We start from the raw sequence: 24,745 nt of genomic DNA, 5'->3' as shown, positions 1-24,745 counted from the left end.
TGGATCGCGGCCCTCACCCGGCGCCGCCCTGTTGTTGCAAGGCCCTCAGCACGGCGGCGTCGCCGATGCCGCCGACCAGTTCGACCGCGAAGGCGGCGCTGGCGAAACGCGCCGCCGCCGCCCTGCCCTGCGCGCCGTGCCCGCTCAACACGTGGACGCCCCGGCGCAGGCCGGCGGCCTGGCCGGCCCGCAGGTCCGACAGCTGGTCGCCGACCACCAGCGAGGCGGCGAAGTCGACCGCCAGCGCCCGCCCGGCCAGCAGCAGCATGCCCGGGCGCGGCTTGCGCATCGGGTGCCCGGCCTGGCGGTAGCGGCCGACGCCGTCGGCGTGGAACGGGCAGGCCACCACCGCGTCGACCCGCGCGCCGCCGGCCGCCAGCCCGTCCAGCATGCGCCGGTTGACCGCCGCGAAGGCCGGCCAGTCGTAGTAGCCGCGGCCGACGCCGGCCTGGTTGGTGACCACGATGACCGGCATGTCGAGCCGGTTGGCCTCGGCCAGCGCCGCCGCCGCGCCGTCCAGCAGCGCCACGTCCTCGGCGCGCCGCAGGTAGTGGCAGTCCTCGACCAGCACGCCGTCGCGGTCGACGAACAGGGCCGGCCGGCCGGCGCGCGGCGCGGCGCCGAACAGCTCGAACCAGATGCCGTCGGCGCGCGGCCGAAGCGGCGCGGCGGCGGCCGGGGCCGACGGGATTGGCGGGCGCACGCGGCCGTCCCCTCAGTCGGCCGGCAGGAAGGCCGGCCAGCCCGGCTCGAGCGCCAGGCCGGCCACCGTCAGGCGGGCCTGGGCGGGGCGGTCGAGCCGGCCGTCCGCGCCGCACAGGTAGATCCGCACATAGCAGTCGGCGCCGCCGGCGACGCGGCCGGCCACGGCGACCGCCAGCGCGCCGTCGGCGCGCTGCTCGACGCGGGTGGCGATGGCGGCGCAGTCGCCGCCCGACTCGATCGCCGTCACGCCGACGCCGAAGCTGTCGATGTAGCTGCTGAAGTAGCCGGCCGCGCCGCCCACCTGCGCCACCAGATGGCGGCTGTTGTGCTGGCCCGGCGGCAGCTCGAAATGGAAGGTCACCGGGCCGGCCGCCATGGCCGCCGGCAGGCTGGCGTGCTGGTGGTCGGCGTAGTGGTCGAGCGCGCTCAGCAGCAGCCCGCCGGCGCCCGCCTCCAAGCGCAGCCCCTCGCCGACGCAGCGCGCCGGGTCGAGCCGCGCGGCCGGCGGCGGCCGGGCGCCGTCCGGCGCCAGCGCGCGCCGCCGCACGCCGCTCTCGCCCGGCAGCGCCAGCAGGGCCAGCGGCCGGCCGGCCGCCGGCGTCGGCGTCGGCAGGCGGTCCGGCATGCCGAAATAGGCGTTCTCGTCGAGCACGAAATAGGCGAAGGCCTGTTCCACCTCCCTGTCCCACAGCTCCTGCCAGCGGCTCAGGCGGCCGCTCCAACTGTGGGTCAGGCGGCCCAGCGCCGCCCGGAGTATCCGCTCGGCCCGTTCGGCGCCCACCGGCGCGCCGAGAAAGTCGGCCAGGGCGCGCAGCTGCGCCACCGCCGCCGCCGGCTCGGCGCCGGTCAACAGGTCGAAATCGAGCACGAAGCTGTTCGGCTGCGCGCGCCAGGGCTGGATCTGCCGCAGCATGCCGCGCAGGCCGCCGCCGAAGCCGCGCAGATAGGCGAGCATCCGCGCCGGGCCGTCCGCCATGTCGCACCAGGCCATGTCGTAGTGGTCCGGATAGGCCAGGCCGGCGGCGCGCAGGCCGGCGACGAAGCGCATCGAGGAGACCGCCACGTCGCGCAGGCTTCTTTCCATGTAGACGATGCGGAAGCCGGCCAGCGCGGCGGCGATCGCCGGGCTGAACGGCACGTGCCCCTGCACCACCTGGCCCGGCCCGACCATGGCGAACAGGTCCTCCAGCGGCAGCTGGAACTGTTGCCACTCCAGCCGGCCGTCGGCCGCCATCACGTAGCTGCGCCGGTCCTGCACGATGTCGGGCTCGAGCTCGGGCGACAGGTGCAGGCCGCCGAACACCAGCCCCAGCCCCTGCAGCAGCTCGCTGCCCAGGTGGGTGCCGCTGCGCGGCAGGCTGACCACCAGCGCCGGCGGCCGGCCCGGCCGCACCCTGGGCCAAATCACCGGGCTGTCGTCGTCCTGCTGGAACAGCGGCAGGCCGGAGCGGCTGACCCGGCGGACGAATCCCTCGTCGCGCCGGCTCATGCGCGCAGCATCCCGGCCGCGGCCCCGGCGCCGTCCCGCCGCCACAGCGGGCGCACGCCGTGCTGCCGGTGCCAGGCGGTGTAGGCCTCGATGCCGCCGGCCGTGGCCAGGTCGAAGGCCTGGCGCAGGTCGGCGCGCGCCTGGTGCTCCAGTTGCATCATCCCGCTGATGCTGTGCGCGCCGCCGTCGCCGTCGCGCAGCGGCAGCGCGCGCTCGAGCAGGCCGCGCAGGCCGTCCGGCAGCTCGAATTGGCTCAGCTGCAGTTCCGCCCGGCCGCACTGCAGATACCAGTACAGGTAGTCCCGCCTGGAGGCGGCCTGGCCCAGGTCGAACAGCCGCGCCAGGTCGGGCCGCCAGGGCCGCAGCAGCCGCAGCACGCGCGGCAGCGCCGCGTCCCATTCCGCGGCGCCGGCCAGGCCCTCGAGCGGCCGCTCCAGCTCGGCCGCCGCCGCGCCGTCCAGGCAGACCCGCAGGGCCGGATACTCGCGGCTGCCGGCCAGCAGGCACCAGGTGACGAACTCGAGCCGGCTGGCGCCGTCGAGCAGGGGATACAGTTGCCGCAGGTCGGCGCGCGCCTGCCACACCATGGCCATCACCCGGGTGAAGCGCAGCCCCTCGCCGCGCGGCATGGCGCAGACCGGCTCGAACAGGAAGGCCCACTGCGCCTGGCCCAACTCGCCGCGCGCCTGGGCCGGCGCCAGCTGCTTGAACAGGGCGTCGAGCTTGTCGGGCGAGACGGCGAAGCGGCGCCGGCCGACGCTGCGCGCGGTCAGGTCCGATTCCAGCAAGACCCGCAGGCCGGCGCCGTCGCGCACGGCGTCGAGCTGCGCCGACGGCGCAGGCGGCGCCGACGGCGCAGGCGGCGCCGGCGCGCGGACCACCGCCGCCGCCGCGGCGCCGCCGCGCCACTCGACCAGGGCGGCCGGCGGCGCGTACGGCCCCGGCTCGGCCAGCGCCACCTCGCCGCCGCCGATCAGCCGGCGCGCCAGGCTGATCGCGTAGGCGCGCAGCACGGCGCGCCGGCCGGCGTCGCGCGCCAGCTCGGCGCACCAGGCGGCCAGTTCGGCGTCGTCGGCGGCGCAGGGCAGCTCGTCGCAAGGCAGCGCCGGAAAACGCTGTTTCAGCGCGGCCAGCATGGCGCGCGACAGCACCACCGGCTTGCCGTGGCCCAGCGCCTGCAGCAGCGCCGCCACGGCGCCGGCGGCCTGCGCGCCGTCCCAGGGGAAGACCAGCAGCTTGGCCGCCGCGTAGAGCGGACGGGCCGAGCGGATGGCGCCACTGGCGAAGACGCCGGCGACGCGCCGTGGCAGCCCCTCGGCGTCGAAGCCGGCCAGCACCAGCGTCGCGCCGGCGGCCTGCGCCAGGTGCTCGAAGCGGGCCAGCACGGCGCCGTCGCGCGCCAGCGCCTCGGGCAGCGCGACCATCACGTCGAGGCTGGCCTGCCCCATCAGTTGCAACAGCTGGCCGGTGCGGCCGGTGGCCCAGGCCTGTTCGACGTCGACCTCGCTCGACGCCGAGCCGCAGGCGCCCAGCACCTCGCCCAGGTCGCGCCAGGCCAGCAGCTCGGCGCCGTCGACCGCGCGCTCCAGATGATGCCTCTGCGGCAGCGAAGGCCACAGCGGGTGGTGCTGGTGCCAGCGGTTGTCGTTGACGATCCAGTACTCGGCGGCGGCGCCGAAGAAGCGGTGGCTGCGGCGCGCCGCGTCGAGCCAGTACCAGACCCGCTCCAGCGCCCCCGTCTGCAGGTACAGCTGCTCCAGGCCCTGCCGGTCGCCGGGCGCGGCCAGCTCGTCGAAGCGGCGGTAGGCCAGTTGCAGGCTCTCCAGCCCCGGCATCAGCTGCTCCAGCCGCGCGTACTCGGCCGGCCGGCTGTGCGCCAGGTAGCGGCCCAGCGCCAGCGCCAGCTCGACGTCGCTGCACCAGCCCTCCATATAGCATTTTCGGTAATGCATGGCGCTGTGGAAAAGGCGCACGGCCAGCGCCGCCGGCCGCGCCTCGAGCCCGTAGCGCAGGCCGCCCTCGGTGCGGAACAGGTACCAGGCGCGCAGGTCCTCCAGCTCGGCCATCGGGCTTTGCGTGGTGCGCGCCTCCGGATAGTTGAGGAAGACGCCCAGCGTCTCGGGCAGGCTGGCGACCTGGATGAAGGGCAGCACGCGGTTCTTGAACTCGGTGTCGCCGGCGCCGCGGAAGCGCGTGTCGTAGTAGCCGAAGCGGCTGTGGATGGACTTGCGGTACAGCGCGCCGACGTAGCTGATGCAGGCGCAGTCGAGATAGTGCATCTCCTGCTGCTCGATGGCGCGCTCGTACAGCATCACGTCGCGCACGTAGGAGCCCTGCGGATTGACCTCGGTGACCACCGCGTTGCCCTGCACCCAGTCGGTCTGCGGATGGCGGTCGAGATGGTCGGCCAGGATCTCGAAGGCGTCGCCGCGCACCTTTTCATCCAGGCCGAGGAACGCCAGGTAGCCGCCGCGCGCCAGCTCGATGCCCCGGTTCCAGGCCGCCTGTATGGTCTCGCGCGCCGGCGTGCGCACGTACAGCGCGCGCACGCCGCGCCGCGCCGCCAGCGCCAGGCGGGCCGGCAGCACGCCGGCGGTGTCGTCGGACGAGTTGCTGTCGACGAAAATCAGCTCGGCGATGGCCTTGCTGCGCGCGCTCATGCGCTCCAGGTTGGCGATGAACAGTTCGGCCTTGTCGGCGCCGTTGTAGACCGAGACGATCACCGACACCTTGGGCAGGGCGGCGTCGCGGTGGTCGACGCTGGCGCAGAACTCCACCGCCGCCGGCCGGTAGTCGGCGCCGGCGCGCTGCCGCAGGTAGGCGCAGACGGCGCCGGCGTCGCCGTCGCCGATCAGCGCCAGCGCCCGCGCCTCCTCGGCGTGGCCGTGCTGGCGCAGGATGCGCGCCACCTCGGCCACCTCGGCCGGCGGATAGCGCCCGCTGAGGCGGAAGATGCGCAGCTGGTAGGTGGCGAACAGCAGCTCGTTGCCGCGCTGCGCCTCCCAGCCGGCCATCAGGCGGTACAGGTTGACGCGGTTGCCGCCGTGGACCTGCTCGGCCAGCCAGGGCAGCGCCGCCGCGACGGCGTCGAGCGCCGGCTTGAGGCCGCCCTCGACGCCGAACAGGCGCTGCGCCTCGCCGATCCGGCAGGCGGCGCGGAACTGCTGCGCGGCGTAGCCGCCGTTCCAGTGCGCCGGCGCGCCGTCGCTGGCGAAGGCCTCGAGCCGGGCGCCGCAATCGCGCGCCAGCTCGGCGGCGGCGGCGGCGATGCCGTCGATCAGCAGCGGCCGGAAGGCCGCGAAGATGTTCGCCACGGCCTGCCTGGCGGCCGTCTCGGCGCTGCCGGGCTGCTCGGCGCCGTACACGGCGGCGATGTCGACGCCGGCCGCCGCGACGGCCGGATGGCGCGCCAGGTAGTGGCGCAGTTGCGCGCGCCGCTCGTCGTAGTGCTCCAGCAGGTCGACGATGGCGTCGTGGCTGGCGCTGAGCCGCTCGGGGTCGAGCCGCACGTGCGGCAAACCGGGATACGCCTGGTCCAGGTAGTCGCACACGCCGCAGGCGCTGCTGAGCACCACCGGACAGCCGCTCAGCAGGGCCTCCAACACCACCAGGTTGAAGGTGTCGCGGCGCGACGGCAGCAGCACCACCTTGCGTCCGCGGCGCAGCCAGGCCGTCATCTGGTCCGGCGCCACGCTCTCCTGGTGCAGCGTCAGCGAGCGGTTCCTGGCCAGCCGCTCCAGCGCCACCTCCGAGCGGTGGCCGTTGATGTTGACCGTCGGCCCGACCAGGCGGATCTGGCCGTAGCTGTGGCGCGGCAGGTTGGAGCAGATTTCCACGAACAGGTCCGGCCCCTTGCACTTTTCCTGGCGGCCGACGAAGCACAGGTCGGGCGGCGCCGGCCGCCCGCCCGGCGCCGCCGCGCCCGCGGCTTCGGCGGCATCGGCGGCGTCGTCGGCGGCGGTGGCATCGAGCGTGTCGGCGGCGGCCGGCCCGGCCGGCGCCAGCGCCAGGCTCGGCTGCAACAGCAGCGCCGGCAGCCGGCAGCGCGACTGCCATTCCGCCAGGTAGCGCTGGCTGATGCCGTAGCGCAGGTCGGCGTAGCGGTACAGCAGCGCCTCGTATTCCATCAGCACGCGCAGGTCGAACGGCCGCTCGTCCCAACAGTCGGCCAGCACGTTCGACAGCGTGCCGTGCAGCGCCAGCACCACCTTGCCGACGCGCGCCTGGTGGAACGCCAGGCACTCCTTGAGCAGGGCGCCGAGCGGCAGGTAGTCGGGGATGTCGAGCACGTCGAAGGACAGGCAGGAGGCGGCGGCGGCCATGTCGAGCAGATAGCACAGGTCGTAGGTCTTGCCCTCGGGCGCGGCGCCGGCGAAGCGCGCGGCGTTGCGCCGGTAGGCGTCGCCGATGACCAGCGGGCGGGCGTTGGCGGGCCGGCCGGCCGGCTCGGCCGGACCGCCGGCGAAGTAGTAGAAATCGATCCCGGGCTGGGCCCGGATCAGATTGGAATACACCCGCTGGCCGCCGCCGATCGACGAAAAGACGTTCTCCACCGCCAACAATATCTTCACCCCGCCCTCCTTTTCCATGTGCCGGCGCCGGGCGCCGCGTTGCCGCCCTCAGCGGTAAAGTATCTTGGTGCCCTCGGTGTCGAGGCCGATGCTGATCACCCGCGCCGGCGCGATGCGCTCGATGAAGGCGGCGCGCTCCTCGGGCGGCACCAGCACCAGCAGGAAGCCGCCGCCGCCGGCGCCGCACAGCTTGCCGCCGAGCGCGCCCAGGCGCTTCGCCTTGGCGTACAGCTCGTCGATGGCCGGCGTGCTGACGTAGGGCGAGATCGAGCGCTTCAGCCGCCAGCCCTCGTCGAGCATGGCGCCGAGCCGGCGCAGCATGGTCTCCGGCTGCCCCATCAGCAGGGTCGCCGCCGCCTCCTCGACCAGGCCCATCATGCCGCCCAGCTGGGCGTCGATGGCGCCGCCCCGGGTGCGCCTGAGCTGTTCGTCGACCACCTCCGAGGCGTGGCGCGCGATCCCCGTGTGCACCAGCAGCATCGAGCGCAGCAGGTGCTGCTGGCATTCGCCGCGCATCGCCATCGGCGTGATGCGGTAGCGCTTGCCGTCGAAGTCGAAGCGGTTGATGCCGCCGAAGGCGGCGTGCAGCTGGTCCTGCACGCCGACGTTCTCGCGCAGCAGGTCGTGCTCCAGGTGGATGGCGCGCAGCGCCAGGTCGAGCTTGGTCACGTTCTCGTTGTTCAGGTGGGCGATCAGGTTCAGCAGGCCGACGCTGAACGCCGACGAGCTGCCCAGGCCGGAGTTGGCCGGCATGTCGGCCATCACGCTGATGTCCAGCGGCGCCTCGACCCGGTAGTGCTGGAAGGCGGCGCGCACCGCCAGGTGCTCGATGGCGCCGACCTCGTCGAGATGCTCGACCTTCGAATACGACAGGCGGAAATTGTAGGCCTGGATGCCCGACAGGCGCAGCGCGGCGAGGTAGATGTACTTGTCGATGGCCAACCCCAGCACGGCGCCGCCGTGCTCCTCGAAATACTCGGGGTAGTCGGTGCCGCCGCCGAAGAAGCTGACGCGAAGCGGGGTGCGCGAGACGATCAACATGGCGGCGTTCCTAGGTGGACGGATGCAGGGCGTGCTGCTCGACCCAGCGCACGGTGCGCGCCAGGCCCTCGGCCAGCGGCGTCATGCGGTGCTGCGGCAGCAGCGCGCGCAGCTTGGCGGTGTCCAGGCACTTCGATTGCGCGCCGACGTAGCGCGCCGTGTCGTAGTCGATGCGCCGCGGATCGTAGCCGGTCAGCTGGCAGATCAGGCCGGCGAAGTGGCGGATCGTGAACTCCTCGCCGGCGCCGACGTTGACCAGCTGGTTGTCGCAGCGCCCCTCGAGCTGCAGCATCAGGCCGACGAAGTCGTCCAGCAGCACCAGCTCGCGGCGCTGCCAGCCGTCGCCCCACAGCAGCACCGGCTCGCCGTAGCGCTGGCCGCGCAGGATCTTGCGGATCAGGTCGAAGATGAAGTGCATCTGCCGGCCGTCGGTGTGGTAGCCGGGGCCGTACAGGGTGCTCGGCACCAGGCACAGGTAGCGCAGGCCGTACTGCGCGGCCAGCGCGCGCAGGCCGACGTAGAGCATGCGCTTGGTGTGGGCGTAGCTGAACAGGCTGGCGATCGGCTCGCCGGCCAGGTAGTTCTCCTCGGCCAGCGCCAGCCCGGGCGCGTAGGCGCAGCTGGTGCCCATGCAGACCAGCTTGGCCTGCGGCTGGCGGCGCCGCCACCAGTCCAGCACATTGGTGTTGATCTGCTGGTTGACCAGCCATTGCTCGCCCGGATGGCGCAGGCAGAAATCGCCCGCCTGGGTCCAGGCCGCGAGGTGGTAGACCCGGTCGAACACGGTGTCGCTGTAGCGCTCCAGCGCGCCGGCCTGGCGCAGGTCGCAGGCCGCCGAGCCGACGGCGGTGACCTCGTGGCCGTCGGCGCCGAGCCGGCGGCACAGGGCGCCGCCCAGGAAACCGGTGGCGCCGGTGACGAATACGCGCATCTAGGCCTCTTTCGGATTGACCGGAAAATAGAACTCCACGCCGCGCGCCAGCAGGTGCTGGTTGTTGGCCAGGATCTCGCGTTTGAAGTTCCACGCCAGCACGTAGTACACGTCGGGCGGCGCCGCCAGCGCGTCCTCCATCACCACCGGGATGTGCATGCCGGGCGAGTACAGGCCGTCGCGCAGCGGGTTCTTCTCCACCAGCACGTCGATGTACTGCGTGCCGACGCCGAAGTAGTTGAGCATGGTGTTGCCCTTGACCGGCGCGCCCATGCCGAACACCACCTTGCCCTCGTCCTTGCAGCGGCGCAGATAGGCCAGGTTGGTTTCCTTCATCAGCGCCATGCGCCGCGCCAGCTCGCGGTAGGTGGCCAGCGCGTTGGCGCCGCTGTCGTCCTCGGCGCGGCGCAGCTGTTCGAGGCGCGCGCTGGCCGGGCGGCGGCCGGCGTGCGCCACCGAGGCGATCATCGAGCCGCCGTGGATGGGCGACAGGTAGGCGTCGAACAGCGCCATGCCGTGCCGGTTCAGCAGCACCTCGATGGTGCGCAGGTTGTAGTACAGCAGGTGCTCGTGGTAGATCTGGTCGAAGGCCAGGTTGTCGGCGATGCTCTTCATGTACAGGAACTGCACCACGAACACGCCGTCCTCGGCCAGCACCAGGCCGATGCCGTCGGCCGCCGAATGCAGCTCCTCGAGGTGGAAGAAGACGCCGGCCGCGTTGACGATCTGGAAGCGCTGGTCGAGCTCGCGCGCCAGCTCGGCGTTGAAGTAGCGCTGCAGTGTCGGCACGCCGGCGGCGTTGGCCAGCGCCGCCGTCGCCTTGGACGGTTCGACGCCCAGCACGCGGCAGCCCAGCGCCTGGAAGTGCTTGAGCTGGGTGCCGTCGTTGGAGCCGATGTCGAGCACGCTTATCGAGGCGGCGTCGCGGCCGGCGAAATAGTCCGCCAGCGTGGTCTCGGCGACGCCGCGGAAATGCGCGCTGAGCGAGCGCGTCACGCCCGACAGGTAGGTGTGGTCGCCGAACATGACCTCCTTCGGCACCGTGTAGTCGAGCTGGGCCGTACTACAGGCGTGGCAGTAGACGACGCGCAGCGGATAAAACGGCTCGCGGCCGAGCTCGCTTTCCTTTAAGAAGTGGTTGCACCAGGGTTGCTGCCCCAGGTCGATCGCCAGTTCCAACTCGTTTGAATCACATACGCGGCAAGCAGATATCATCCACAATCTCCACGGTGTTCCGGCCGATGTTCACGCCGCGGGGGCGGCATCTCGTGCGCTCAGGATAGCAGGAAAAGACGGCGCGCCGCTGTGGCTTTTCTAGCACGAATGGAAATTTTTCCAGGCGCCGCGCATTCAATTCCCCGCTGGAAATAATCCGGGCTGCGCGACCAGCGCGATGCCGCGCAAGGCCAGCCCGATCAGGCGCTCATCGCCCGCCGCCGCCTGTTCGACATGCGGCGCGTCGAGCCGCCACAAGGGCTCGAACGGCCAGGCCGGCCGGGCCGCCAGGGTGGCCGACAACAGCGCGCCGTGGCCGTCGTCGGCGCAGTGCAGCGCCAACGGCGTGGCGCCGGCGCGCAGCGCCACGTCGGCCGGCGCGTGGCGGCCCAGGCCGGCCGTCTGCAGCATCACCACGCTGTCGCCGCCGCGCCAGCACGGCAGCGCCAATGCCAGCGAGGGCTGCGCCGTCCAGGCGAAGCGGCCGCCGTCGGCGTCGGCCTCGGCCGCGTGCAACTGCGGCTGCAGTTGCTGCAGCGCCGGGCGCTCCAGCAGGGCGGTGCCGGCGAACTGGTGCAGCAGGACGCTATCGATACGCCAGCCGCCCGCCGGCGCCAGCTCGAGCAGCACGTCGAGCAGCTGGAAGTACGGGAAGCCGCGCTCGAGCGGCAGGACGAAGCGGCAGCTGGCGTGCTGCGGACCGTCGGCGGCCAGCGCCGCCGGCGCCAGCGGCGCGCCGGCGCAGCGCAACGCCAGTCGCGGCGCCGGCCCCTGCGGCCGCGGGCGGGAAAGCCGCACCAGCAGTTGCGCCTCGAGGGCGCCGTGCGCCACCAGCGTGGCGCGCACGGCGCCGGGCGGTGCCGGCGCCGACGGCGGCGGCAGGACGCCGGCCAAGGTCAGCAGCGTGGCGACGGCGCGCTCGGGCGCCTCGCACAAGTATCGGCGCGCCGCCGCCGGCATGCCGTCGCAGGCCGCGCTGGCCAGCACGGCCGGCAAGGCCAGCGCCAGCAAGGCGCGCAGTTGCGCCTGCGGCAGCGCCGTCGGCGCCAGTCCGTCGGCCGGCACCGCCGCGTGCCAGCCGTCGCCCAGCCAAGCGAGCAGCAGCCGGTTGGCCAGCAGCCAGGCCGGCGTCCATGCCGGCGGCGGCGCCGGACTAGCGTCATGCAAGTTGTGGCACATCCGGCGCAGCGCCTCGACCAGCGCGCGCACGTCGCCGCCGTCGGCGCCGGCCGCCGGCAATATGCAGAACGCGGCGGCGGCCTGCAGCGGCGCCGGATCGGCCAGCGTCCCGACCAGCAGCAGCGTGCGGCAGCTCGGCCAGGGCGCCGCCCCGCACACGGCGCCGGCCACCACCAGCGTGACGCCCAAGGCCGCCAGATGGGGGAAATAGACGGCGTCCAGGAAATCGCGCAGGCCGGCCACCTCGCCCGGCCGCGCCGAGCCGACATAGAGCAAGTCGACACGGCCATCGAGCGCGATCGCGTCGGCCTGCCCCGGCGCCAGCTCGGGCAGGCGCGGCGGCGGCCAGCGCCATTGCGGCTCCGTCGGCCGGCAGGCGCCGATCAAGGCGGCCAGGCTGCCGTGGCCGGCCGGCGGCGGGTCGAACGATGCCGCCGGCAGGCTTGGCGGCGGACTCGGCGGCGCTTCGGCCAGCAATTGCCGCAGGCAGCGCAGCGGATCGGCGGCGCGGCGCCAACGCGGCGCCGCGCGCCGCGCCGCCGACGCCGCTGCGGGCAGGCGCTCCAGCAGGGCCGCCAGCGCGGCCGGCAGCGCGTGCGCGCCGTCGATCAGCTCGGCCTGCTCCGGCCCGGCCTGCGAGGCCATCCAGGACCCCGCCGTGGTCACGATGGGCTTGCCGGCGGCCAGCGCCTCGACGCAAATGCCGGAGCTGCGCGCGCGGTAGGCGGCGGCGTCGTAGGGCAGCAGCACGATGTCGGCCTCGGCCAACCGGCGGTAGTAGTCGACCGGCGCCATCGGCGCGTGGATCAGCTCCACCATCGGCGCCGGATAGCCGGCCAGCGCGCGCACCGCCTCGGCGGCGCCGCCCTGGCCGCCGGGCAGGTTCAGGTTGGCCTGCACCACCAGCCGCAGCCGCCCGCTGCGCAGGTGCGACGTCCACAAGGCCCGCGCCAGCGCCGGCAGGGCCTCGATGCCCTTTTCGGGCCGCGCGTCGCCCAGGTACAGCGCCGTCGCCGGCCCCGCCGGCCGCCGCCGCACGCCGCCACGGCGCAGCGCCGCCAGCAACGGCCGCTGGTCGAAGGGAATCGGCGCCAGCGCCACCGGCAGGCCCAGCAGGGCCGTGTAGCGCGCCGCCAGGCGTTCGGTGTCGGCGAACCAGCGCACCCGTTGCGCCAGCTCGGCCTGGCGCGCGCCGAGCCGCCGCCGCAGCGCGCCCCAGCCGGGCGCCGCGCCGCCCTCCAGCGCGGCCGGATCGAAACGCAGCACGAAGCGCCAGGCCGGCAGCGCCCGCAGCCGCGCCGGCGCCAGCTCGACCAGCCAGTCCAGCCACGCCTGCATCTCCAACAGGCCCAGGGTGTGCACCAGGACCAGGTCGGCCGCGCCGGCGCCGAGCGCGTCGAGCGCGGCCAGCGTGTCGGCCACCGGATGGCCGGGACCGAAGCGCGGCAGCTGGCGCAGGTCGGCGCCGCGCCAGGCTTGCGCGTAGGCGGCATGGAAGGCGACGCCGTCGAGCGCCGGCGGCGCGGCGGCCAGCGCGCGCTGGCACAGCACGCGCACCGCCATGCCGAGGCGCCGGCCGGCGCCGGCCAGGCACAGCGTGTAGTGCAGATAGTGGCCGGCCGGCCCGCTCGCCGCCGCGTCGCAGATCAGCAGCGCCGGGCCGCGTCCGTCCAGCCGCGGCGCGGCGCCGCCGAGCCGCGCCGCGTCCGGTTCGGCCGGCGCCAGCGCGGCGGCGTAGGCCGCGCCGACCACGCCGGCGCCGTGCCGCCGCACGACCGTGGCGCGGCCGCGCGCCGCCCGCAGCGCCGTCGCCGCCGGCTCGGCCAGCACCTGGCGCATCAGGCGCGCGGCGGCGGCGACGTCCGCCTCGGCCCAGCACTGCCCCTCGCCGAACGGATAGTCGCCGGCGCGCAGCGGCGTCAGCGCGTAGGGCACCAGCAACGCGTTGTCCTGGTCGGTGAAGGCCAGGTTGCCGGAGTAGCCGGTGGCGATCACCGGCTTGCCGAGCAACATGGCCTCGGCGATGCCACGGCCGAAGCCCTCGGCCCGGTGCAGCGAGATGAAGCAATCGCAGCTGTGGCACAGCGCCAGCAGGTCGCCCTTGTCGAGCGTCCGCTCGATCAGGTGGATGCGCGGGTCGTTGGCGTGCAGCGCCTTGAGGGCCTGCCATTCCGGCTCCGGCGCGGCGGGCGGATGGACCTTGATCACCAGGCCGACCCGCTCGGCGTCCAGCGCGTCCCGGCCCGTGCGCGGGAACGCCGCCAGGAAGGCCTGCACGCAGGCCTGCGGATTCTTGCGCCGCGCCGAGGAGTTCAGGTCGAAGGTGAACAGGAACAGGCAGGCCCGTGGCGGCAGGCCGAAGTCGCCGCGCGCGAGCCGGCTGGGCGCCGGCAGTTCGACCGCCATCGGCAGCTGCCGCACCGGCACCGGGCTGGCGCCCAGCGCGGCCCGCCAGGTGTGCTCGCTGGAGCTCCACACCTCGTCGACCAGGGCGAACAAATGCCGCCACTGCTCGGGCCAGGCGGCCAGCTCCCAGGGCCAGTAGCCGATGTTGCGGCGCCCCTCGAGGATGGCGCAGCCGTGCTCGGCGACGTAGCGGCCCTGCTCCAGCGCCGTCAGGCAAAACAGGTTGCTGCCATAGATCGCCCGCGTGCCGACACGGCCGGCCATGCTGCGCTCGTTCCGCGGGATGCGCGGCCCCGGCGGCGCGTCGAGCAGGGTGACGGCGATGCCGCCACTGTCCAACGCCCGCACCGCCATGCGCGCGTCCTCGCCGATGCCCAGCTGGCCGTAGGCGTGGCCGACGACGTTCACGCCGGCCGGCAGGCGCAGCGTGGCGGCGGCGGCCGGCCCCGGCCCCGGCCCCGGCTCGTCGTCCATTGCGGCCGGCGCGGACAGCGGCGTTTCGTCGGCGGCGAAGCGGGCGAACCAGGCCAGGTAGGCCGCCGCGCCGGCCGGCAGCGGATAGGCCGCGCGCACGTCGGCGCGCTGCGCATACACCAGCTCCTGCACCCGGCTCCAGGCGCCGCCGGACGCGGCGCCCGGCGACTGCAGGAACGCCAGCTGCCATGGCGCCAGCGCGGCGCAGTACGCGCCGAGCTCGCGTCCGGCGTGGCACAGCGCCCAGAGCAGCAGGGCGGCGCGGCCGGCAACGGTGGCGCCGTCGAAGTCCAGGTCGGGCCGGCCGCGCACCATCAGCAGCATCTTCCAGGAGATCGCGTGGCCGGCGTCGTCCGCCGCCAGCGGCGGCCCGGCGAAGCGGGCCGGCCGCGCCAGCGCCCGCCACAGCGCGCCGGCCTCCTCGAGGGCGCGGTATTCGCGCCGGCCGTGAAGCAGGCACCAGGCGATGAAGTCGAGCCGGCCGGCCTCGCTGTCGAGCGGGTACAGCGCCTGCAGATCGTCGCGGCGCAACTGCCACACTAGCACCATGATACCCAGGATGGGCAGCGGCGCGCCGCGCGACAGTTGCGGCACCGGCTCGTAATAGCGCCGCCAGCGCGGCCCGGCGGCGCCGTCCCCGCGCGCCATCCAGGCGTTCAGGCAGGCGATCGGATCGCTCGGCTCGGCGGAGGGCGAACGCCGCGCCATCTCAGGCGCCGGCCAGGCGCGGCAACACCGCCGCGAGCAGGCCGCGCTCGCGCAGCGCCGCCCAGAGCAGCTCGACCGAGGCCTCCAGCGTGTGCCGGTCGGTGTCGACCACCAGCTCGGCCGCCGTCGGCGCCTCGTAGGGCGAGGAGATGCCGGTGAACTGGGCGATCTCGCCGGCGCGGGCGCGGCGGTACAGCCCCTTCACGTCGCGCTGCTCGCAGACGGCCAGCGGACAACGGCAATACACCTCGATGAAATCGGCGCCGGCCACCAGCGCGCGCACCAGGCGGCGGTCGGCCTGGAACGGCGAAATGAACGCCGTCAGCACGATGACGCCGGCCTCGACGAACAACTTGGCGGTCTCGCCGGCGCGGCGGATGTTCTCGGTCCGCGCCGCGTCCGAAAACCCCAGGTCGGCGCACAAGCCGTGCCGCACGTTGTCGCCGTCGAGCACGAAGGTGCGGCAGCCCATCCGGTGCAGCCGCTCCTCCAGCGCGTGGGCCAGGGTCGACTTGCCGGCGCCGGACAAGCCGGTGAACCAGACGATGGCGCTGCGGTGCCCGTTGAGCTCGGCGCGGCGTGCCCGCGTGACGCTGGCGGCGTGGCGCCGCAGCCGCGCGGCGCCACGCTCGGCCGACGCGGCCGGCCCCGATTCCAGTTCATCGTCCATGGTTCTCCCGCCGGCTTGACGTCATAGATACGATCCATCATGACACAGCGCGGCGCCGAACTCCAGCCCGCGATACGGCCTCGCCACAGGGCCGGAACGCGACGACAACGAGGCCGATAAATCCGCCGCAATCCATGGCATACTCGGCCAGTTGCGCCGCGCCGCGAGCGGCGCCCACCATGCCCGGGATACCGCACTATGGACCGAATCGTCGTCGCCTCGCACATCACGCCTTGCGGCAGGAGTTGGGTGGACAACGTACTGCTGGCCTTGCATGTCAAATGGAGCTACACGGAGCGGTTCGACGACTGGGTGCACATCTGGGACTACGACGGCGAACGGCAAACCCATCGCTACCGCCACCGCGGCAAGCCGCAGGGCTTCGTCAGAAAATACTGTCCCGCCATGCTGGCCGAGGACAGCTTCCGCTTCCGCGACCATCTCGAGGCGATCAGCACGCATTCGCTGCCGCGCCCGGAGTGGCGCAACTGTAAAAAAATCTATGTGGTGCGCGACTTCAAGGACGTCCTGGTGTCGGCCTACAACAAGCGCTCCATCGCCGGCGACGGCTTCGCCACTTTCATCGCGCAACTCGATCCCGACCTGATGCTGCCGCTCTACCTGGGACTGCAATACCACGCCGAGTCCTGGCTGCGGCAAGAGCGCCTGCTGCTGGTGCGGCGCGAGGACTACCGGCGCGATCCGGCGCGCCAGATCGACCGCCTGTGCGATTTCCTCGGCCTCGAGGTGACGGCCGGAATGCGCGCCCGGGTCATCGAACTGGCCGGCATCTACACGCCGCAGCCGACCGTGGTGGCGCCGGAATGGCGGGACGACATCGCCATGGTCGAGGCGCGCTGCCGCAGCACCCTGCTCAAGCTCGGCTATGCCGGCGCCGCGCCGCGCGGCGCGCGCCCGGCCGCCGACTATCCCGATCCGCGCGGCTTCGTGCGCCTGGCCAAGTCCTGCGGCGTCCATGCCGATGTCGAGGTGTGGGACGGCGGCGAGCCAGACGAGGACACAGGCGCCGAGGCCGCCGGGCCGGGCGCGGCGGCCTCGGCGAACTCGGCGAACTCGGCGGCGGCGCGCGCGGCCCGCGCCTTCGCCGACATCAACGCCTTCCTCGCCCCGCTGACCGGCGCCGTACTGAACCTGCGGCTGGGCTCGGGCTGGCGCGCCGTCTACGGCCAGCCGGTCGGACCGGCCCGGGTGCGCGGCAACATGGGCGACGCCATGCGCCTGGTCGACAACGTCGACCTGCTGGTGCGCCGCATGGCCGCCGACCTGCGCGCCGGCCCCGCCCGGGCCGCGTCCGACCAGCCGGCCGCCGCCGTCAACGCCCTGCGCGACGCCCGCCACCTGGCCCAGCCCGGCTGGCACATGGAGGGCCTGGCGACGACCATCGCCGACGCCGACAGCGGCGCGGCGCCGTTCGAGCGCCACACGCGGGCCGCCACCAGCGCCACGGCGGCCCGGCGCATCATCGGCCAACTGGTGCCGCTGCCCCAGGGGCGCGGCCGCCACAGCTTCAACGTCGCCGCGCGGGCGGGCACGCTGAACCACCTGATGCTGCAGTGCACGGCGGGCCCGGCCTGGTGCTGCGCCTGCTTCGACCTGCCGCAGGCGCGCGCCTACCGCCGCACGGCGACGCCCGGCGTGCGGCTGCTGCACGCCGCCGCGCAGCCGCTCGACGACGGCTGGGTGCGCTGCGAAATCGGCTTCCAGTTCGACGGCGCCGTCGACGCCCTGCTGTGCCGCCTGTATCTGATGCAGGACTGCGGCGTGCTCGATTTCGACGGCGCCGCCGGCGACCACCTGTTCCTGTGCGACGCGCGGCTCGAAGCGGAGCCGGCGCCGGCCGCGCCGCGGCGCGACGCGGGGGGCGCGCCATGATCGTCTGGATCACCGGCCTGTCGGGCGCGGGCAAGTCGACGCTGGCCGGCCACCTGGCGCAGCGCATGCGCGCGCGCGGCCTGCCGCTGGTGCTGCTGGACGGCGACCAGCTGCGCGAGGTGTTCGGCGCGGCGGCGGCCGGCACGGCCCACCACGGCCGCGCCGGCCGGCTCGAGCTGGCGCTGCGCTACGCCCGCCTGTGCCGCCTGATCGCGGCGCAGGAGCTGCATGTGGTGATCGCCACCATCGGCATGTTCCGCGAGGTCTACGCCTGGAACCGCGCCCACCTGCCGGGCTATGTCGAGGTCTACCTGAAGACGCCGCTCGACGAGCTGCGCCGGCGCGACCCGAAGGGCATCTACCGCGACTACGACGCCGGCCGGATGCGCCAGGTGGCCGGACTCGACCTGGCGGTCGACGAGCCCGACGGCGCCGACTGGCTGCTCGAGTTCGCCCCCGGCCGCGACGCGCCGGCCTGCGCCGACGAGTTGATGCGCCTGCTCGAAGCGAGGCTGGCGCCATGAAGCCCGCCGCGCGCGCAGCGGGCGACTTCACCGGGCTGGCCGCCGACTACTCGCGGCACCGGCCCGACTACTGCCCGGCGGTGCTGTCGGCCCTGCTCGGCCTGCTGGAGCGGCCGGCGGCGCGGCTCGACGTGGTCGACGTCGGCGCCGGCACCGGCATCTGGACCCGCATGCTGGCCGCGCGCGGCGTGCGCTCGGCCACCGCCGTCGAGCCGAACGACGACATGCGCGCCCACGGCATGGCCGACTGCGCCGACGCGGCCGGCACCGCCATCGCCTGGGTCAAGGGCGACGGCGCGCGCAGCGGACTGCCGCCGCAATGCTGCGACTGGCTGACCATGGCCTCGTCGTTCCACTGGGTCGATTTCGACGCCGGCACGCGCGAGTGCCACCGCCTGCTGCGCCCCGGCGGCCGCTTCACCGCCCTGTGGAATCCGCGCCAGATCGAGCTCCAGCCGCTGCTGCTGGAGATCGAGGCCCAGCTGGCGACGCTGCGGCCGGACCTGCAACGCGTCTCGTCCGGCCGTTCCGGCATGACCGCCACGCTGACCGAGAGGCTGTGCGCCTCGCCCTATTTCGACGACGTGGTCTACCTGGAGGGGCGCCACGTGGTGAGCATGAGCGCCGAGCGCTACCTGGGCGCCTGGCGCTCCGTCAACGACCTGCGCGTCCAGCTGGGGGCGGAAAAATTCGCCGCCTTCCTGGCCTTCGTCGAGCGCCGCATCGCCGGCCTGGACCGCATCGAGGCGAGCTACCTGACCAGGGCCTGGTCGGCCCGGCGCCGCGAGCCGGCCGCATGAGCGGGGCCGCGCCGGCGCCCTGCGCCTACGCCGGCAAGGCGGCCACGCTGGCGCTGCTGCGCGGGCGGCTGCGCAGCGCCCGCGTCGCGCCGCTGGTGTGTTTCAGCGTGGCGGCCTGGCGGGCGGACCGCGCCGGCTGCCTGGCCCGGGTGCCCGCCGGCCTGGGCCGGGGCCCCTGGATCGTGCGCTCCAGCTGCCGCCGCGAGGACGCCGGCGCCGCCTCGCAGGCCGGCGCCTTCCTCTCGCTCGCCGATGTCGACGCGGCCGGCCTGGCCCGGGCCGTCGAGCGGGTCGTCGCCTCCTACGGCGCGCCCGACGGCGCCGACGAGGTGCTGGTGCAGCCGATGCTGCGGCGCGTGCTGCGCTCCGGCGTGGCCTTCTCGCACGACCCGAACACCTGCGCGCCCTACCGCGTGGTGAACTGGACCGAGGGCGCCGACACCAGCCTGGTGACCGCCGGCGCCGGCGGCCGCACCTGGCAGCAGGCGGCGCGCGCGCCGCTGGCGCCGCCGCGCCCGCTGGCCCCGGTGCTGGCCCTGCTCGAGGAGTTGCTGGCGTTGTTCGCCGGCGCGCCGGTCGATTGCGAGTTCGCCGTGACGGCAGCGGACCAGGACCGGGACCAGGAAGGCGGCCGGGGGCGGGGCGAGACCCTGTGGCTGCTGCAGGCCCGTCCGCTGCTGCTGGCCCGGCCGCCCGAGGCGGAGGCGGCGCAGGCCGAGCGGCTGCAGCGCATCCACGACAAGGTCAGCCGCGGCATGCGGCCCCACCCCTTCCTAATGGGCGGCAACACCGCCTACGGCGTCATGCCGGACTGGAATCCGGCCGAGATCATCGGCGTGCGCCCGCTGCCGCTGGCCCTGTCGCTGTACCGCGACCTGGTCACCGACGCGATCTGGGCCTACCAGCGCCACAACTACGGCTACCGCAACTTGCGCAGCTTCCCGCTGATGCCGCACTTCTTCGGCCTGCCCTATATCGACGTGCGCCTGTCCTTCAACTCCTTCATCCCGGCCGACCTGGACGACGCCCTGGCCGGCCGGTTGGTCGACCATTACGTCGGCCGACTGCTGGCCGAGCCGGCGCTGCACGACAAGGTCGAATTCGACATCGTCTTCTCCTGCTACACGCTGGACCTGCCGCAGCGGCTGCGGCGGCTCGACGCGGCCGGCTTCGGCGCCGCCGAACAGGGCGCCATCGCCGACAGCCTGCGCCGGCTGACCAACCGCATCGTCCAGCCCGGCCCGGGCTGCTGGCGCCAGGACGCCGCCAAGATCGACACGCTGGAGCTGCGCCGCCGAACCCTGCTGGCCGCGCCGGCCGATCCGCTGGAACGGATCTACTGGCTGCTGGAGGACGCCAAGCGCTACGGCACCCTGCCCTTCGCCGGCCTGGCGCGCGCCGGCTTCATCGCCGTACAGATACTGCAGTCGCTGGTGGCCGCCGGCGTGCTGTCGCCGGCCGACTACGACGCCTTCAACGCCAGCGCCGGCACGGTGGCCGGCCAAATGGCGCGCGACCGGGCGGCGCTGCCGCGCGCCGCCTTCCTGGCGCGCTACGGCCACCTGCGGCCGGGCACCTACAACATCCTCTCGCCGCGCTACGACGAGGCGCCCGAGCTGTATTTCGACTGGCGCCAGCCGCCCCGGCCGCCGGCGCCGGACGCGCCGTTCACGCCGAGCGGCGCGCAGCTGCGCCACGTCGGCGCCCTGCTCGAGACGCACGGCCTGCGCACCGGGCCGGCGGCGCTGTTCGACTTCCTGCGCCAGGCCATCGCCCTGCGCGAGTCGGCCAAGTTCGCCTTCACCCGCAACCTCTCCGACGCCCTGGCGCTGATCGGCGACTACGGCGCGCACCTGGGCCATTCGCGCGAGGACATGGCGTATTGCGACATCGGCGTGTTCCACGAGTTGCACGTGGCCGCCGCCGAGCCGGCCCGGCTGCTGCGCCACAGCATCGACGCGGGCCGCGCCCGCCACGCCGAGACGCTGGCCACCTCGCTGCCGCCGCTGATCACCCGGCCGGACCAGGTGTGGGCCTTCGAATGGCCCGCCAGCAGCCCCAACTTCATCACCCAAAGGCGGGTGGTGGCGCCGGTCGCCCACAGCGGCCAGCGCGGCCGCCTGGCCGGCGCCATCGTCTGCATCCCGCACGCCGACCCCGGCTTCGACTGGCTGTTCGCCTATCCCATCGCCGGCCTGGTCACCGCCTGGGGCGGCGCCAACTCGCACATGGCGATACGCGCCGGCGAACTCGGCCTGCCCGCCGTGATCGGCGCCGGCGAGGCGCTGTACCGGCGCTGGTCCGGCGCCGCGCGGCTGCGCATCGACTGCGCCGGCCGGGTGGTCGAGGTGCTGGCGTGACGGCGCCGGCCAGGCACGCCATCATCCTGGCGGCCGGGCGCGGCAGCCGCATGCGCCAGCTGGGCGACGCCACCCCGAAATGCCTGCTGCAGCTGCGCGGGCGCAGCCTGCTCGAGCACCAGATCGGCGCCCTGCGCGCCGCCGGCATCGAACACATCGCCATCGTCACCGGCTACCGGGCCGAACTGCTGGCCGGACGCGCCGAGCACAGCTTCCACAACCCCGCCTGGGAGCGCGGCAACATGGTGGCCTCGCTCGCCTGCGCCGACGCCTGGCTGCGCGCGCAGCCCTGCGTGGTCAGCTACGCCGACATCTTCTACGCGCCGGCGGCGGTCGAGGCGCTGATGCGCACACCGGCCGAGCTGGCCATCACCTACGACCCCGACTGGCTGGCCCTGTGGACCCGCCGCTTCGGCGACCCGCTGCTCGACGCCGAGACCTTCCGCCTGGCCGCCGACGGCAGCCTGCTGGAGATCGGCCGGCGGCCCGACACGCTGGCGCAGATCGAGGGCCAGTACATGGGCCTGCTGCGCCTGACCCCGCCGGCTTGGGCGGAAATACAACGGCTGCGCCGCGGCATGGCGCCGCCGCAACGCGACGCCATGCACATGACCGCCACCCTGCAATGCGTGCTCGAGGCGCGGCGCGTGGCGGTCGCCGCGCTGCCCTACCACGGCGAATGGGGCGAGGTCGACACCGCGCGGGACCTGGCGCTGTATTGAACGCGGCGCGGCGCCGGCGCGCCCGCCGCGCCGCTTTGGTACTACAATCGGGTTCGGTTCGCAGCGCGCACATAGAAAGAGGTTGGAGCGATGAGAATACTGGTAGCGGAGACGAATATTTTTTCCACCATCGGCGGCGGCCAGCGCTTCTTCAGCGATTTGATCCGCGCCCATCCCGACATCGAGTTCCACTACTTCGCCTCCGGCGAGGTCGACCACGCCGCCATCCCGGCCAACGCCTTCCCCGTGCCGATGACCGACGTCTACCGCCGCAACATCGAGCAGTTTTCGCCCGGCGTGCCGGGCGAGCAAGCGGCCACCATCGTCGACAGCAAGTCCTACGACATCTGCTACCTGCTCGACATGGCGGCGTCGGTGGCCTCGCTGTCCTTCGACGTGCTGGACATTCCCGACTACCTCCCCTGCGCCGTGTTTCTGCACGCCTGCATGCAGTTCCACCACGTCGGCATCGGCAAGGTCTCGCTGTCGATGCACGGCGTGCTCTCCGGCGCGCTGCTGGACAACTGGGACGGCCGGCTCGGCGGCCATGAAATCCTGCAGGAGTTCGAGGACCTGCTGTACCGCTACGCCGACCTGCGCTACGGCATCAGCCGGCGCTACACGGCCGCCTGGTCGGAGCGCCTGCGCCTGCCCGCCCTGCTGGTCGATCCGCAACCGGCGCGCCGGGCCGGGCGCCGGCCGTGGCCGGGCGCGGCCGGCGCGGACGCGGGCGCGGCAACGCCGCCGCCGCCGCCCGACCTGTGCTTTGTCGGCCGGCAGGAAAAATTCAAGGGGCCGGACTTGTTCGTGGTGCTGTGCTCGCAGCTGCCCAGGGAGGCCTACGGCAGGATACGCCTGGTCGGCCCCGCCGTGTCGATCAACGGCCACGATTCGGCCGACATCCTCAACACGCTGGCGGCGCACCGCAAGCTGACGCTGACGCGGCACAGCGTCGCCCCCGGCGAGATGCAACGCTGGCTCGGCACGGAGCGCATGGTGCTGGTGGCGCCGTCGCGCTACGACACCTTCAACCTGGTGGTGCTGGAGGCGCTGCTGGCCGGCTGCCCCGCCGTGGTCAGCACCGCCTGCGGCGTCTGCGACTACCTCGACGAGGTCTATCCCGGCCTGCCGTTCGTGCGCATCGATCCGCGGGACATGCTGGCGCAGTACGCGCAGATCGAGGACCTGCTGGCCAACTACGAGCGCCACCGGGCCGCCTTGCGCCAGTATCTGGACGGCTGTCCGCCCGGCCGCGGCAGCGGCATGGCGCTGGCCGACGTGTACCGCCACAGCGCCAGCGCCGAGCCGGCCGCGCGGCAGCGGGCCGACGCCCTGTTCGCGCCGTTCCGCGCCAAGGTCGAGCGCGGCATCGGCCGCATCCGCCAACAACTGGCGCAGGACACCATGGAGCGCTACCGCGCCTTCTTCCATGGCAAGCAGAGCGTTCCCATCCAGCCCGCCTACGCCGCCGAGCAGTTCGACGCCGCCTGCCGGGTCGGCGACCTGGCCGCGCTGTGCCGCCACGGCGCCGCCGCGCCGGGCGCGCTGGACGCCGTCGAGGCGGACCTGCCCTTCCTGTCCGGCATGGTCCACGGCGGCAGCCGGGTGCCGCTGTACAGCCTGCTCGCCGGCTGGGAGAAACGCCGCGGCAACGAGCTGCTGTACGCCGTGTATCAACTGCGCGTGGCGCGCCTGAGCGGCCGCCACGACCCGGCGCGGTGCGAGGAGATCGCCGACATCCTCGAGCGCCAGCGCCTGCCGGAGGAGGCGAACTGCGTGCGCCTGATGGCGCGCGGCGACCAACAGGCCATCTACGACTACCTGTCGGCGCGCGCCGCCGCCAGCTACCAAACGCCGCCGCTCGCCTTCGAGCAGCGCCTCGACCTGCGCGGCGGCGAGCCGGCCGGCGCCAGGGTGACGCTGATCGTCTCGGTCTACAACGGCGCCGACAAGGCCGACGCCTTCGTCGCCGGCCTCGAGCGCTTCACCGCCGCCAGCAAGGCGCTCACCGAGGTGGTCTTCATCGACAGCCATTCGCCCGACGCCACCGACACCGTGCTGCCGGCGCGCCTGCGCCGGGCGGCCGAGCGCGGCCTGCGCTCGCTGTACGTGCGCACGCCGCAGCGCGAGTCGATACAGACCGCCTGGAACCGGGGCATCGACCTGGCCTGCGGCGCCTACCTGGCCTTCCTCGGGCTCGACGAGGGCCTGCGCCCCGACGCGCTGGCCATCCTGGCCGACTATCTCGACGAGCACGCCGAGGTCGACTGGGTGCAGGGCAGCGCGGTGGTCACCGAGGTCGACCAGGACGGCCGCTACCAGCGCGACGTGATGGCCTACGACCGCTCCTTCCGCATGCAGGAGGACCACTATCTGGATTGCTGCTACATCAGCTACGTCGGCGCGCTGTACCGCAAATCGATACACCAGCGCCACGGCTACTACGACACGCAGTTCCGCGGCGCCGGCGACACCGAGTTCAAGAACCGCGTGCTGCCCTCGATCAAGGTGGTCAGCCTGCCCGAGACCCTCGGCGTCTTCCTCAACTATCCCGAGGCGCGCACCACGCAAAGCCCGCTGGTGGAGCTGGAGGACCTGCGCGCCTGGTATCTGTTCCGCACCCCGGGCGGCATGCGCTACGGACTCGAACGGCGCGGCCCGCGGGTGGCCGCCGCCCTGTTCCGCCGCGCGCTGCATTACCAAAAATCGTATATGGACAAACAGTGCAGCGACGTCGAGCTGGCCTCGGTCCTGGCCGACTACCTGCGCCTGGGTTTTCCGGCGGAATACGCGCGCATCGAGCAGTTCAGCGCCGGCCTGGACAACCTGCGCCTGGCCTACCGCCGCGTCGACGAGCTGGTGGCCCTGGGCGGCAGCGAGGGGCTGGAAAAAGTCTACGGCCAGGCCGGCGCGCTCGAGCGCGTCTGGTACTGGATCGACGCGGCGCAACGCTCGCACCAGTTCTTCGGCCTGCCGGCCCAGTATTGGATCAACAACGACAACCGCTGGCACCAGCACCACACGCTGTGGCCGTCGCAGGCGCGGGCGGATTGATGC

General features: G+C 73.6%; 14 protein-coding genes. 6 read left to right on the top strand and 8 right to left on the bottom strand.

The window, feature by feature from the left end:
* Positions 1 to 13: 13 nt before the first annotated feature.
* The 8 genes from BM252_RS13550 to cysC all read right to left on the bottom strand — a co-directional run bounded on the left by BM252_RS13550 (position 14) and on the right by cysC (position 15,389).
* A complete protein-coding gene (locus BM252_RS13550; protein ID WP_093388184.1) occupies positions 14 to 703 on the bottom strand; it encodes a D-glycero-alpha-D-manno-heptose-1,7-bisphosphate 7-phosphatase in 690 nt (229 codons plus the stop codon).
* Positions 704 to 715: 12 nt separating this feature from the next.
* Positions 716 to 2,194, bottom strand: coding sequence for a sulfotransferase domain-containing protein (locus BM252_RS13545; RefSeq protein ID WP_093388182.1), 1,479 nt, complete (start codon positions 2,192 to 2,194; stop codon positions 716 to 718).
* Positions 2,191 to 6,765 (bottom strand): glycosyltransferase, encoded by a 4,575-nt coding sequence (locus tag BM252_RS31015; protein ID WP_174900521.1) that lies wholly within the window; start codon positions 6,763 to 6,765, stop codon positions 2,191 to 2,193. The genes BM252_RS13545 and BM252_RS31015 overlap by 4 nt, the downstream gene beginning before the upstream one ends.
* Positions 6,766 to 6,813: 48 nt before the next feature.
* Positions 6,814 to 7,806 (bottom strand): GHMP family kinase ATP-binding protein, encoded by a 993-nt coding sequence (locus BM252_RS13535; protein ID WP_093388179.1) that lies wholly within the window; start codon positions 7,804 to 7,806, stop codon positions 6,814 to 6,816.
* Positions 7,807 to 7,816: 10 nt separating this feature from the next.
* On the bottom strand, positions 7,817 to 8,737 hold the full coding sequence (locus BM252_RS13530) for an NAD-dependent epimerase/dehydratase family protein (protein WP_093388178.1): 921 nt from the start codon (positions 8,735 to 8,737) through the stop codon (positions 7,817 to 7,819).
* On the bottom strand, positions 8,738 to 9,952 hold the full coding sequence (locus BM252_RS13525) for a class I SAM-dependent methyltransferase (protein ID WP_093388176.1): 1,215 nt from the start codon (positions 9,950 to 9,952) through the stop codon (positions 8,738 to 8,740).
* Positions 9,953 to 10,087: 135 nt separating this feature from the next.
* Entirely contained in the window at positions 10,088 to 14,719 is a 4,632-nt protein-coding gene (locus tag BM252_RS31985; protein WP_093388175.1) for a glycosyltransferase, read from the bottom strand.
* A gap of 1 nt (position 14,720) precedes the next feature.
* Entirely contained in the window at positions 14,721 to 15,389 is a 669-nt protein-coding gene (gene cysC / locus BM252_RS13515; RefSeq protein ID WP_093388173.1) for an adenylyl-sulfate kinase, read from the bottom strand.
* Positions 15,390 to 15,587: 198 nt separating this feature from the next.
* Between cysC and BM252_RS13510 the strand changes: the two genes are divergently transcribed.
* The 6 genes from BM252_RS13510 (at position 15,588) to BM252_RS13485 (ending at position 24,742) form a co-directional block, all read left to right on the top strand.
* The gene (locus BM252_RS13510; protein ID WP_093388172.1) at positions 15,588 to 17,282 is read left to right on the top strand and encodes a sulfotransferase domain-containing protein; all 1,695 of its coding nucleotides are present in this window, start codon (positions 15,588 to 15,590) and stop codon (positions 17,280 to 17,282) included.
* On the top strand, positions 17,279 to 17,806 hold the full coding sequence (locus BM252_RS13505; RefSeq protein WP_093388170.1) for an adenylyl-sulfate kinase: 528 nt from the start codon (positions 17,279 to 17,281) through the stop codon (positions 17,804 to 17,806). The genes BM252_RS13510 and BM252_RS13505 overlap by 4 nt, the downstream gene beginning before the upstream one ends.
* Positions 17,803 to 18,606 carry a class I SAM-dependent methyltransferase gene (locus BM252_RS13500; RefSeq protein ID WP_093388169.1) on the top strand — a complete coding sequence of 268 codons (804 nt, stop codon included), beginning with the start codon at positions 17,803 to 17,805 and terminating at the stop codon, positions 18,604 to 18,606. Before BM252_RS13505 ends, BM252_RS13500 begins: the two co-directional genes overlap by 4 nt.
* Positions 18,603 to 20,966 carry a PEP-utilizing enzyme gene (locus tag BM252_RS13495; protein WP_093388167.1) on the top strand — a complete coding sequence of 788 codons (2,364 nt, stop codon included), beginning with the start codon at positions 18,603 to 18,605 and terminating at the stop codon, positions 20,964 to 20,966. The genes BM252_RS13500 and BM252_RS13495 overlap by 4 nt, the downstream gene beginning before the upstream one ends.
* Positions 20,963 to 21,688 (top strand): phosphocholine cytidylyltransferase family protein, encoded by a 726-nt coding sequence (locus BM252_RS13490; RefSeq protein WP_245774242.1) that lies wholly within the window; start codon positions 20,963 to 20,965, stop codon positions 21,686 to 21,688. The genes BM252_RS13495 and BM252_RS13490 overlap by 4 nt, the downstream gene beginning before the upstream one ends.
* Positions 21,689 to 21,778: 90 nt before the next feature.
* Positions 21,779 to 24,742 carry a glycosyltransferase gene (locus BM252_RS13485; protein ID WP_093388166.1) on the top strand — a complete coding sequence of 988 codons (2,964 nt, stop codon included), beginning with the start codon at positions 21,779 to 21,781 and terminating at the stop codon, positions 24,740 to 24,742.
* The last annotated feature ends 3 nt before the right edge of the window (positions 24,743 to 24,745 follow it).

The sequence above is a fragment of the Rugamonas rubra genome (assembly GCF_900114705.1).
GTDB classification, from domain to species: domain Bacteria; phylum Pseudomonadota; class Gammaproteobacteria; order Burkholderiales; family Burkholderiaceae_D; genus Rugamonas; species Rugamonas rubra.
Note: the sequence above shows the minus strand (reverse complement) of the source record. Positions and strands in the feature narration are given on the sequence as shown.